Below are 12,357 nucleotides of genomic sequence, written 5' to 3' on the forward strand. Positions count from 1 at the left end.
TTGCCTATTTTTGCAATCTAAACTCAATCTAAATAAGCTTGCAAAATACAATCCACACCCTGAAAAAAGGCGATAAAGCCATTATCAAAGATTTTGATATCGATTTGATTCCTTTAAAATTATTAGAGATGGGTTGTTTGCCGGGCAGCTTAGTCGAAATGCTTCAAATTGCTCCTTTTGGAGATCCTTTATATTTAGATATAAATGGTTCGCATGTAGCCATACGTGTTGAAACTGCTCGTGAAATTGAAGTTGAACTTATCAAAAACAATTTGTAATGAGCATTCAAAATATCAATGTTGCCCTTATTGGGAATCCAAATACTGGAAAGACTTCTGTTTTTAATCAACTTACGGGTTTAAATCAACAAGTGGGGAATTATCCTGGAATTACGGTTGAGAAAAAAATAGGTTTCTGTAAATTACCGCATAACATCAAAGCTAATATTCTGGATTTGCCTGGAACGTACAGTTTAAATGCTAGTTCGATGGACGAAAGTGTTGTTATTGAACTTTTACTGAACAAAAACGACAAATTGTATCCAGATGTTGCTGTAGTAGTTACTGATGTTGAAAACTTGAAACGAAATTTACTGATTTATACTCAAATAAAAGATCTTGAAATTCCGACGATTCTAGTTATCAATATGTCTGATCGTATGGAAAGTAAGGGAATTAGTTTAGACATTCCGTATTTAGAAGAAAAACTAAAAACTAAAATTGCTTTAGTAAGTTCTCGCAAAGGTTTAGGAATTGAGCAATTAAAAGAATTAATTGTTTCCTATAAAACAATTCCGCACGAACCATGCTTAAATGCTTCTGTAATTGATCCTGAATATTTTGAAAATTTACAAAAAGCATTTCCAAATCAATTAATGTACAAATTGTGGCTGGTAATTACGCAGGATGTTAATTTCTCGAATTTAGATCGAAATGAAATCCGAAGCACTTTTACCAAATCACATTCAGAATTAAAACGTCTGCAGCAAAAAGAAACCATTAAAAGGTATCAATTTATAAATGATGTTTTAAAGGAAGGTTTAAAAGTTGATGCCTCGATAGCAAAAGATTTTAGAGCAAAACTAGATCGTGTTTTAACTCATAAATTTTGGGGTTATGCTATTTTTCTAGGTATTTTGTTTGTCATTTTCCAGTCTATTTTCAGCTGGTCGACAATACCAATGGATTTCATTGACAGCTCTTTTGCATCGTTAAGCAGCTGGGTTGCTGATGAACTGCCAAGCGGTATTTTAACCGATTTACTTTCGCAGGGAATTATTCCAGGAATTGGGGGAGTTATTATTTTTATTCCGCAAATTGCCTTCTTGTTTTTATTTATTTCGATTCTGGAAGAGAGTGGTTATATGAGTCGTGTTGTTTTTTTAATGGATAAAATAATGCGCAAATTTGGGCTTTCGGGAAAAAGTGTTGTGCCGTTAATTTCAGGAACAGCTTGTGCGATTCCGGCAATTATGGCGACACGAAATATCGAAAACTGGAAAGAGCGTTTAATTACTATTTTGGTAACACCATTTACAACTTGTTCTGCGAGATTACCTGTTTATGCGATTATGATTTCGTTAGTGATTCCTAATAAACGTGTTTTAGGAATTTTCAATCTGCAGGGATTGTCTTTGATGTTTTTGTATTTACTAGGATTTGTTGCCGCTATACTTTCGGCATATGTTTTAAATAAGGTTTTAAAACTAAACTCAAAATCGTATTTTGTTGTTGAAATGCCAAGTTACAAATTACCGCTTTTGAAGAATGTTGGAATCAATGTTGTCGAAAAAACGAAAGCTTTTGTTCTTGGTGCTGGTAAAATTATCTTAGCAATATCTGTTATTTTATGGTTTTTAGCTTCTTTTGGCCCTGGAAAAGATTTTAACGATGCGGAAAACATTGTAAAGGAAAGATTCGCAAATACGACTTTAAATGAAGTTCAATTTGAAAATGAAGTGGCTTCTCAAAAAATAGAGAATTCTTATATCGGGATTATGGGTAAAGCTATCGAACCTGTAATTTCGCCTTTGGGTTATGATTGGAAAATTGGAATAGCCATTATTAGTTCTTTTGCCGCTCGTGAAGTTTTGGTGGGAACTCTAGCAACAATTTACAGTGTTGGAGACAGTGATAATGAATCGACAATTAAGAGCAAAATGCAAAAGGAAGTTAATCCTGAAACAGGCGAAAAGATATTCAATTTTGCCAGCGGCATTTCATTGCTGCTATTTTATGCTTTTGCGATGCAGTGTGCCAGTACATTAGCAATTACAAAAAAAGAGACAAATTCATGGAAATGGCCTGTTGCACAACTTTTCTTTATGACTGGACTGGCTTATTTTACAGCTCTTTTGGCTTATCAATTTTTAAAATAAAACACCATGATACAAGAAATAATTGCTTTTGGAATCCTTTTTATTGCGGTCGCTTTTTTGATCAAAAAGTTTTTTTGGAAATCTAAAAAGAAAAAAGACTGTGGTGATGGTAATTGCGGGTGTTCATAGGAAAAAGGTTCTGGGTTGCTGAGGTTCTAAGATTTAGAAGAGCTTTGGCTTGATTCAGCTATACAAATGACTGATATTTTAAAAAATGGCAAATTTCATTTACTGTTTATTCTTCATATCCTTAAATTTATCAATATTTTTAATACTTTCTAAAAAAGTTCTTTTAAATCGATACATCAATTTAGGCATTGCCTCTTTTTTTATAATTGTATATTTAATACATCAATTAAATCTCTTTGTTGATCAAATAAATGCATCAGACTTTAGAAAAATATGCTTTTTTAGTATTGCTCTAATATTCTGGTTTTATCTCAATAGCTTTTTATTAAAACAAATAGAACCTAAAAAAAACACTCTAAATTATTTCAATAAAGGCATATTTATCTTCGTAAAAAAAGGTTTTCTAATTTATCTTCTTTATACGATGACAACAATAACTCAAATTGACTGGGTCTATCGGATAAACTAAAACCCAAAAAATCCATAAAATTCTAAGTCTAACTCGTTGGGGGTAATTACAAAAAAATCAACACATAGAAACATAGATTTTATACCTAAAAAAGGAGACAAAAAGAGACTCGTTTCTTTCGCATAGCACAGCTATGTGTATTTTAAAAAAGTGAAACGCCTAATTTTTGCCTGCAAAACCTATGTTTCTATGTGTTGAAAATAATTGCTTCCAACAAGTTAACTTTAGAAAAGTATTATTTCACAGAGATGCTCAAAGTAAAAACACAAAGCCTCGCAGAGAATTAAAAATCTTTGCGAGGCTTTGTGTTTATTTGCTGAATATTTGCGAAACAAAAACTTACTTCACTCCTTCCCACTCTGCATAAAACTGGGCTAGAAATGTTTCCATAAAACGATGTCTTTCGGCCGCAATTTGTTTTCCTTTTTCGGTATTCATTTTATCTTTTAGGAGCAAAAGCTTTTCGTAAAAGTGGTTTATTGTTGGCGCACTATTTTTCTTGTACTCTTCTTTTGTCATATTTGTCACCGGCGCAATTTCGGGATTGTGCAAGGCTCTATTTTTGAATCCTCCGTAATTAAATGCTCTTGCAACTCCAATTGCTCCAATAGCATCTAAGCGATCAGCATCCTGAACAACATCTAATTCTATGGAAGAGAACTTTTTTTCAAAATTTCCGCCTTTATAAGAGATATTTTCAATGATATTGACAACGTGCTGTATAATTTCTTCTGAAACATTTTCTGACTCTAAAAACAACCGTGCAGTTTTGGGGCCAATTGTCTCGTCTCCGTTATGAAACTTACTATCGGCAATATCATGAAGTAAAGCTCCTAATTGAACAACAGTAAGGTCACAATTGGTATCATTTGCAATTAAAAGTGCATTCTTGTAAACACGTTCGATATGAAACCAGTCGTGTCCGCCTTCGGCATCATTTAATTTCTCTTTTACAAAAGTGATTGTTTTGATTATAAGTTCAGAATTATTCATAAGTGGTATTTAGTTTGTAATAAAAGCATTCTGATCAAACAGATTTTTATTGGCTTTTATATTTAAAATAAAAAAGTTGATTGTTAAAGCTTTAAGACTTTAACAATCAACAATGTTTTCAATATCAACTGCAAAAATCAATTTTAAATCTAAAATCAGTAATCTGCAATCTAAAATCTATAATCTCGCTGGTTCAACCCATTTAAAGATATGTCCTTCAGCAGGAATTACTAATCTTTCAGAAATTCTAGCCATACGAGCTGGTAATTTCATTAAGTAATCACGTGCTTTTTCTGCTTCATCAGTCAAATTAGTAACTTTGTCAATTTCCCATTTGTTGATTAATTTCTGCATAATATCAACATAATCGTTAGCTGTGTAAACACCAATACGTTGTGCTGAATCTGAGAATTGCTCAAAAGCGGTGCTTATTTTTTGGCCTGATTCTCTTAAAAAGTGAGCTGGCATAACAATTTTCTGCTTCATCATGTATTGAAAAGCCAGCATCATTTCGCTTGGATCAACCTGGAAAATTCTGGTAACAAATTCGCTGTAAGCATGATGATGACGCATTTCGTCACCTGCAATCATTTTACACATTTTAGACAACTTGTTATCACCAAATTTCTTAGCGATTTGTGCTACTCTATTGTGTGAAACATAAGTTGCTAATTCCTGAAAACTGGTGTATACAAAGTTTTTGTACGGATCAGTTCCTGTTCCAATATCAAAACCGTCGTTAATTAAATGCTGTGTTGTCATTTCGATTTCACGCATATTTACACGACCAGACAAATACAAGTATTTATTTAAAAGATCACCGTGACGGTTCTCTTCTCCTGTCCATTGTCTAATCCATTTAGACCAGCCATTGCCGCCATTTTCTACTTGGTTTATACCTTCTACATCCATTAACCAAGATTCATATGTTGGCAAAGCTTCTTCGGTAATTGTATCACCTACAAGCGTTACCCAGAAATCGTATGGCAGTTCTTTGGCAATTTCACGCAATTCTTTTACCTCTTCAAAAAAGTTTTCACCTTCAGAATTAGGCAAAAAATCAGACGGCTGCCAAATTTTTTCCACAGGAATTAAATACTGTTCAACGAAGCTGTCAACGTTTTTTTCCAAAAACTGCATCACTTCTAATCTAATGTTTTTTATAGACATTACTTATTTTAAATTTGGATTTAAGTTTAGCTTTTTACTAAAATTAAATCTGTTTATACTCGTTTACTCCTTCTACAACTTCCTTTTCTGTCAAAGCCATTAGTTCTGCAAAATCATACTCTTTTACAGCCATTGCTTTATGCACTGTAAAGGTAAGGCGATTTCCTAAACCAACAGGAAACATTCCATAACGCACCATTTTCCATGAATTGTTAATACTTACTGGCACAACATACGCTGAAGGCGCATATTTACATAGAATTTTTAAACCGCTTTGGGCAAATTCTTTTGGTTTTCCAGTTTTGCTGCGGGTTCCTTCTGGAAAAATCACAGCAGATCTAGTGTTTTTTTCGATATATTCAGACAAGCCTTTGATTACTGGAATCGCTTGTTTAGGGTCTTTACGGTCAATTAGTACAGATCCTCCGTGACGTAAATTAAAAGATACACTCGGGATTCCGCTTCCTAACTCCTTCTTACTTACAAATTTACAATGAAAACGTCTAAAGTACCAAATCATTGTCACGATATCGTACATACTTTGATGATTTGAAACGAAAATAAGCGGTACTCCTTTAGGAATTGTATCTACACCTTCAATTTTATAGGTTGTTCCAACTAGATTTGTACATTTTAAAAGGCAAAAGTTCAAGTAATCAACGCTTTTTTTATGCGCCTGATAACCAAAAAGGTTTAAACAAACCCATTGTATCGGATGAAAAACCGCTAAGCATAATCCAAAACATAAATAATAAATTACAGATATAGGATACGAAATTACCTTTTGCATGCTTCTAAAAATTAAAGGCCAAAAGTAATAAATATATTTTTAGCGGTATAAAAATTAAAAACAATAACCATTTTTATGCTTTAATTGTACCTTTGTACCAAAATTTGCAAATTTTTTCTGAATTAAATGAACTTTACTTACCCTAAAAATGAACGCTTAAAGAGCAAAACGACAATTGGTTTACTGTTTTCTGAAGGAAAATCGGTTTCAAAATACCCGCTTCGTTTGGTTTATTGTCCAGTGGGAGAAAATTCAGAGGAAAAAACAAAAATTGGAGTTTCGGTATCTAAAAAATATTTTAAAAAAGCGGTTGATCGAAATTATTTCAAAAGGGTGTTAAGAGAAACTTATCGTTTAAACAAACATTTACTTTTAGATAATCTGGATCAGCCTTATTCTTTCATGTTTTTTTATCAAACAAAAGACCGATTATCGTTTGAAGAAATCAACACAAAAACGATTCAATTGTTTGAAAAATTCATACTTCAAATTAAGAAAACTCAGGAATCTGAAAATAATACAGAGTTGTAGACCTCAAAACTCATTTTGTATCTTAATTTAGACAAAAAATTATAAAAAAATTGTAGTTTTAGCTCTAAATTGAAACTTTATGCGATCTATTTTCTTTTTAACATGTTGTTTTTTAGTTCTTTCTGGCTGCAATAAAACTAATTCGCATCCTGAAGATCTTGCTGTAAGCAGTGTAGAAATGTCGTCACCGCCGCCGCCAGCAGGTGCAAGTGAATCTGAAGCAAAAGACAAAGTTTCAAATTTAGCTTCACCCGAAATTCCGCAGAAAATTATCAAACAAGCTTCGCTTCGATTTGAAACTAATGATTTAGAAAAAACTTTCGATCAAATCAAAACGGCTATAACGGCTAATAAAGGAACTATTCTAAGTGATTCTGAAGGAAAAGATTACAATAGTATTTTTAGAAATTTAACGGTAAAAGTTCCAAGTCAAAATTTTGATCCTTTTTTAAGTTCGGTCTCAAAAGGCGTTTCGTATTTTGAACGCAAGGATATTTCAGCAGAAGATGTTACAGAACAATATATTGATCTGAATTCGCGATTAAAAACAAAACAAAAACTGGAGGAACGTTATCTTCAAATTCTGCAAAAAGCGACTAAGATTAGTGAGATTTTAGAAATTGAAAAGCAAATTTCAGCCATTCGTGAAGAAATTGAAGCGAAACAAGGACAGCTAAAATATTTAGAAAGCCGAGTTTCTGAGAGCACTTTCACAATTGAATTTTACAAAACAATCGCAGAACAAGAAGGCGTTAAAACATCATACGGTTCTAAAATCTGGACGGCATTTAAATCTGGATTTTTTGGCTTGTCGAGTTTTTTCATTTGGCTTTTAAGTGTATGGCCATTTGTGTTGATGGTTTGTGCTGCGGTTTATTTTATTAGAAGAAGATTTAAAAGAAAAAAACAATAATCATGTATCCTTATTTCAAAAAGAAATTTATCATACCAGCTGTTGCGGCAGGATTTTTATTTGTTGGAACCAGTTTTAAAGAAGATTTCTTTGAAATTGCCAAGCAAATAGAAATTTTTACGACTCTTTTTAAAGCGGTTAACACTAATTATGTAGATGAAACGAATCCGGGTGATTTGATGGATAAAGCCATTAAAAGTATGCTTGGAAGTTTAGATCCTTACACGGTTTACTTTAACGAACAGGATGTTGTTAATTTTAAAATTAATAATACTGGGGAATATACTGGAATTGGTGCTATGATAGCGCGTAAAAAAGACCGCTTAATTGTTCGAGAGCCTTATAAAAATTATCCCGCTGATAAAGCAGGATTGAAAGCGGGTGACGAAATTATACAAATTGGCGATGTTTTAATTGCTGATTTTAAAGATGATGCTTCGCAGCTTTTAAAAGGGGCAAAAAACACCAAAATAGCTATAAAATACCTTCGTCAGGGAAAAATGTTTACTACTGAATTAGTTCTAGACGAAGTCGATATTAAATCGGTTCCTTTTTATGGCAAGATTGACAGCAAAACGGGTTATATAGTGCTGTCTCACTTTAGCCGAAAAGCTTCTGCAGAAGTTAAAGAGGCGCTGGAGAAGTTAAAAGCGGATGGGGCAACACAAATTGTTCTTGATTTAAGAGGAAATCCCGGAGGTTTGCTGAACGAAGCTATTGATATTTGTAATTTGTTTGTTCCTAAAAATGAAGTTATTGTAACTACTAAATCGAGAATTGAAAAACACAATAATACTTATAAAACGACCAAAGAACCTGTTGATACTGAAATTCCTTTGGCTATTTTGGTAAACGGACGCAGTGCTTCGGCTTCTGAAATTGTTTCTGGAGCTTTGCAGGATTTAGATCGTGCTGTTATTTTAGGAAGCCGCAGTTTTGGTAAAGGTTTAGTGCAGCGCTCTGTAGATCTTACTTACGGAACGCAGTTAAAAGTGACTATTTCTAGATATTACACTCCGTCTGGAAGATGCATTCAGGCTTTGGATTATGCGCATAAAGACAAAAATGGCGTAGCGCAAAAAACGGATGCTAAAAATTTTAATGCTTTTAAAACAAGAAAAGGAAGAACGGTTTATGACGGCGGCGGAGTTTTACCGGATATTGAATTAGACGAGACAAAAATGAGTCCGATTACGACTGCTCTTCTAAAAAATGATGGAATTTTTGATTATGCAACGTCATACTATTACAAGAATCCAAATTTAGGGGACAAAATTCCTGTAATTACTGATGCTGATTACGGCAGTTTTAAACAATATTTAAAATCGAACAAAATTAGTTTTGATACTGAAACTGAAATTGCGCTTAAAAATACTTTGGCGGCTGCTAAAAATGAAAAAATTGACGAAACAATTGCTCCTGAATACCAACAATTAATAGCTGCTTTGGAGAAAAGCGAAAATACTTTATTGGATAAAAATCAAAAAGAAATTAAAAATCTAATTCAGGAAGAACTTATAAAAAGATACCAATATCAGGAAGGTTTATATCAATTTTACATCAAAAATAATTCGGAGATAAAAAAAGCTGTTAACGTATTAAATAATCAAACCGAATATAAAACGATTCTAAAAATGTAATGAATGAAACTTTATAGAGCCCTATTTCTGTTTTTAATTTACAATGTATCGGCACAGCAAAAACCTATTGAAACTGTTTATTTTGATTTCGATAAATTTGATCTTACCAGCCAGCAGATTGAAGTTGTAAAGAATTTTATTAAAACAATAGATACCTCTAAAGTTGAATCTATACAAATTTACGGCTACTGCGATGATCGAGGCAGCGATGATTATAATTTTCGACTGTCTCATGACAGGGTAAATACAATTCAAGACTTACTGCTTGCTTCTGGATTTAATCAAACTAAAATTGTTGTTTTAGAAGGAAAGGGCCGTGTGGTGCTTCGACCAGATACGGTCGAAAATTTGTACGAAACGAGATCTAGAAATCGACGGGTTGATTTAATTGTTGTTAAACGCAATAGTTTTGGAAAAGGCGTTTATTCTTCGTTTAAAGATAAATTAAAGGTTGGTGACAGGATTTATTTAGACAATATTCTCTTTGATCTTGGAAGTGCAAAACTTACTAATAATTCTAAAAAGGAATTAGACAAAATTGCGATCCTTTTGCAAAAGCAAAAAAACATACAGTTTGAAATTAGAGGTCATGTTTGTTGTACTCCCGAAATATATAGTGACGGAATTGACAAGGATACAAAGGAAAGGCGTTTGTCTTGGAACCGTGCCAAAACCGTTTTTTATTATTTAAGCTCTAAAAAAGTCTCTAAAAACAGAATGACTTATCAAGGCTGCGGCAATAAATTTCCTTTAAAAAAGGGAGATACTTATGATCGCCGTGTTGAGTTTTTGATTACTAAGATTTGATAAAATGAAGTAAAAACTACTGTCTTAATAGAAAATAAAAGAATTCTACTTAAAGAACTTGGCGATTTTGCAAGATTAAATCACAAAATCGCCAAATTTTTTACTTTCAATAAAGTATCATCTTTATTATTCTCTAATCATTTCAATATGCGGAATATCATCTTCTAAATACATTTCGCTTGATTGTACAAAGCCGTGGCTTTCGTAAAATTTCTTTAAATACAATTGTGCGCCAATGGTAATCTTTTCTTTATTGAAGTTTGCTTTTATGGCAGAAATCGCTTCACGCATTAAATCGTGTCCCCATTTTCTATCACGATAATTGGCATCAACCACTACACGGCCTATTGAAGCATTATCAAAAGTAATTCCTGCATCAAATAAACGTACATAGGCAACAATTTTATTGTCGTATTCCCCAATTAGGTGTAATGCTTTCTTGTCTTTGCTATCAAGATCTAAATAAACGCAGTTTTGCTCTACTACAAAGATCTCACTTCTTAATTTGAGCAAATCATATAGCTCGTTTACATTTAGTGCCTCAAAAGGCTTTATTTTCCATTTTAATTCCATTCTTCCTTGTTTTTTTGCCACAAGGGCACGAAGGCGCTAAGTTAAATAATTTTTTAGCTGCGCTAAAGTTTCTTATAGAAATTACAAAGACACAAAGCTTCATCCGCTAGAATAAACCTTTGTGTCTCTGTTTCTCTGTACCTAAATAGAAAATTACTTTTTCTTCATTATAATTTCCATGCTTTTATATTCTTCTCCGTTTTTCATATCGAACATTTCCATTTTTCGAGTTTTAGGATCTACAATAGTATAAATTTCTCTGTAAGGTGTTTTAATACCGTTCATCGGATTTACCATATCGCCTTTTAACTCCATGCTTTTGGTTTTTTCGTCGTATTTACCAAATCCTACCATCATTCCTGTTCCCATATTATCGATAAAAGTACTAGTGAATTCTTTGCTGGCATTATTATACGCTAATGTGCTTTTGCCTTCAAATGGCTGTCCCATCATGGTTCCAATATAAATAGCTTCTTGATAACGTCCGCCAAGGATCATTTTTACATTAGCCGTCGAAGTGGCTTTTTCAGGTTTTCCATTTGGTTCTGACCAAAAAGTCATTTCACAATTCCAAGTTCCAACTTCATCGGCCATTAATTTATGCTCATTTCCTGGAGTTGCATAAGCTGCCCAAGCTTTCATTTGTGCTGCTGAGTCTAAAGGCTGTTCTGCAGCTGGTTCTTCTACAGCAACGCTGTCTTTGATTGTTTTTTCGGCATCTTCTGTTTTTACTTCTTTTTTACAAGAGGTAAAACACAGTGCTGCCAGTAATAATGTTGTGGTTAAATTTTTCATAAGTATTTGTTTTATTGTTTGTTATAAAACAAAAATAAGAAATATATTAACTGTAGAGGTTTTAAGTTTAAGGTTTCAATGTTTCATGTTTTACATTGTGCAGTTTAGCCAAACAGTTTACGAAAGGAATACTATTAAAAACTTTCTGATTAAAAAACTTGAAACAAATTTTTATCGTTTATCAATTTTTACTGATTTTATGATGGCTTCTAGTTCTAACATTAAATCTCGTTCTTGATTGGATGGGGAATAACAGAATCCTTCTATAACTAAGATTCTATTATAAACTGGATCGACGATTGCGTAATTGATAAATGGTCCTGCCATGAAATCGTTTTTGAGCTCCCAGGTTCCTTTTGTTTCAAAGGCTTCTTTTTGGTCTAAAGTTGTGTTTGAGAAATATGGTGCATAAGCCTCCCCGGTAATCATACGTGTATTGGGTTCACGTCCTTTGATATAATAACCAATTGAATCTCTCATTTTGATTATGTTACCAACAACATTTCCTTTGATTTTAAAGTTGTGAAGTGGTATTTGGTAAATAAGTAAACTTGTATTGCCGCTTATAATGTCTTTTTTAAGCCAAATGAAATTCTTTTTGTGCAGCATGTATTCATATCCGGTTGGAATTTGGAGATCGATATGAAATTTGTTTTTTATAACTGCCGGGTTTAAGAGTGATTTGCTGTTGTCATCTTGAATTTTTTGGATTTCGGCATCACGAATCATTTTTATTATTTGCGCTGAATTTAATTCGATACTGCAAATAATATCATCAACCGATTTTCCGTAAATGCGAAATGTATTATGCGGCAGAGCTTTGCTGCGAGTAATTTCGAATTTATCTACTGCAGCTTTTTTAACTACAATTATACTGCGGCTGTCTGTTACAAAACCTTCAAGAAGTCTGGCAGGATATTGATTTATTGTAAATAAGGGTTCTTCTTGGGTTAAGCCCAAAACTGGTGAAGCAAATTTGTTTCTAATACTGTCGCCTACTTCTCCATACCACAATTGATCGTCGATAATGATAGAAATAGTATTCGTTTTTCCAGAAATTGGCTCTGACTGCTTATCAGTCTTTAGACAAGACAACAGTAAAAATGGGATTAACAGCAATAAAAAATGGGTTTTATTCATTTTCTTAATTTATGAAATAAAACCCAAATT

General features: G+C 33.0%; 13 protein-coding genes. 7 read left to right on the top strand and 6 right to left on the bottom strand.

Going from position 1 to position 12,357, the window contains the following annotated elements; genetic code table 11:
- Positions 1 to 38 precede the first annotated feature (38 nt).
- The 3 genes from B0A75_RS06450 to B0A75_RS06460 are packed head-to-tail and all read left to right on the top strand — an operon-like array spanning position 39 to position 2,506.
- On the top strand, positions 39 to 278 hold the full coding sequence (locus B0A75_RS06450; protein ID WP_089053478.1) for a FeoA family protein: 240 nt from the start codon (positions 39 to 41) through the stop codon (positions 276 to 278).
- Positions 278 to 2,377 (top strand): ferrous iron transport protein B, encoded by a 2,100-nt coding sequence (gene feoB, locus B0A75_RS06455; protein WP_089053479.1) that lies wholly within the window; start codon positions 278 to 280, stop codon positions 2,375 to 2,377. Before B0A75_RS06450 ends, feoB begins: the two co-directional genes overlap by 1 nt.
- Positions 2,378 to 2,383: 6 nt before the next feature.
- The gene (locus B0A75_RS06460) at positions 2,384 to 2,506 is read left to right on the top strand and encodes a FeoB-associated Cys-rich membrane protein (RefSeq protein WP_089053480.1); all 123 of its coding nucleotides are present in this window, start codon (positions 2,384 to 2,386) and stop codon (positions 2,504 to 2,506) included.
- Positions 2,507 to 3,314: 808 nt separating this feature from the next.
- Here the strand turns inward: B0A75_RS06460 and B0A75_RS06465 are convergent.
- The 3 genes from B0A75_RS06465 to B0A75_RS06475 form a co-directional block, all read right to left on the bottom strand.
- Complete coding sequence (locus B0A75_RS06465) at positions 3,315 to 3,968, bottom strand: HD domain-containing protein (protein WP_089053481.1); 654 nt, start codon at positions 3,966 to 3,968, stop codon at positions 3,315 to 3,317.
- A 177-nt stretch (positions 3,969 to 4,145) separates the two neighbouring features.
- Positions 4,146 to 5,138 carry an acyl-ACP desaturase gene (locus B0A75_RS06470; RefSeq protein ID WP_089053482.1) on the bottom strand — a complete coding sequence of 331 codons (993 nt, stop codon included), beginning with the start codon at positions 5,136 to 5,138 and terminating at the stop codon, positions 4,146 to 4,148.
- A 43-nt stretch (positions 5,139 to 5,181) separates the two neighbouring features.
- Positions 5,182 to 5,928, bottom strand: coding sequence for a lysophospholipid acyltransferase family protein (locus B0A75_RS06475; protein WP_089053483.1), 747 nt, complete (start codon positions 5,926 to 5,928; stop codon positions 5,182 to 5,184).
- Positions 5,929 to 6,054: 126 nt separating this feature from the next.
- Between B0A75_RS06475 and rnpA the strand changes: the two genes are divergently transcribed.
- The 4 genes from rnpA to B0A75_RS06495 all read left to right on the top strand — a co-directional run bounded on the left by rnpA (position 6,055) and on the right by B0A75_RS06495 (position 9,819).
- Positions 6,055 to 6,459 (top strand): ribonuclease P protein component, encoded by a 405-nt coding sequence (gene rnpA, locus B0A75_RS06480; protein ID WP_089053484.1) that lies wholly within the window; start codon positions 6,055 to 6,057, stop codon positions 6,457 to 6,459.
- Between the two features lie 79 nt (positions 6,460 to 6,538).
- Complete coding sequence (locus tag B0A75_RS06485) at positions 6,539 to 7,372, top strand: DUF4349 domain-containing protein (protein WP_089053485.1); 834 nt, start codon at positions 6,539 to 6,541, stop codon at positions 7,370 to 7,372.
- Positions 7,373 to 7,374: 2 nt separating this feature from the next.
- A complete protein-coding gene (locus tag B0A75_RS06490; RefSeq protein ID WP_089053486.1) occupies positions 7,375 to 9,012 on the top strand; it encodes a S41 family peptidase in 1,638 nt (545 codons plus the stop codon).
- Between the two features lie 3 nt (positions 9,013 to 9,015).
- Entirely contained in the window at positions 9,016 to 9,819 is an 804-nt protein-coding gene (locus B0A75_RS06495; RefSeq protein WP_089053487.1) for an OmpA family protein, read from the top strand.
- Positions 9,820 to 9,945: 126 nt separating this feature from the next.
- On the opposite strand, the gene B0A75_RS06500 is transcribed toward B0A75_RS06495, so the two are convergent.
- From B0A75_RS06500 to B0A75_RS06510, 3 genes are all read right to left on the bottom strand, one after another.
- On the bottom strand, positions 9,946 to 10,392 hold the full coding sequence (locus B0A75_RS06500; protein ID WP_089053791.1) for a GNAT family N-acetyltransferase: 447 nt from the start codon (positions 10,390 to 10,392) through the stop codon (positions 9,946 to 9,948).
- Positions 10,393 to 10,545: 153 nt separating this feature from the next.
- A complete protein-coding gene (locus B0A75_RS06505) occupies positions 10,546 to 11,187 on the bottom strand; it encodes a DUF1579 domain-containing protein (protein WP_089053488.1) in 642 nt (213 codons plus the stop codon).
- 171 nt (positions 11,188 to 11,358) lie between these two features.
- Positions 11,359 to 12,327, bottom strand: coding sequence for a DUF4837 family protein (locus B0A75_RS06510; RefSeq protein ID WP_089053489.1), 969 nt, complete (start codon positions 12,325 to 12,327; stop codon positions 11,359 to 11,361).
- Between the last annotated feature and the right edge of the window lie 30 nt (positions 12,328 to 12,357).

This window comes from Flavobacterium oncorhynchi (assembly GCF_002217355.1).
In the GTDB taxonomy this organism is placed as follows: Bacteria; Bacteroidota; Bacteroidia; order Flavobacteriales; family Flavobacteriaceae; genus Flavobacterium; species Flavobacterium oncorhynchi.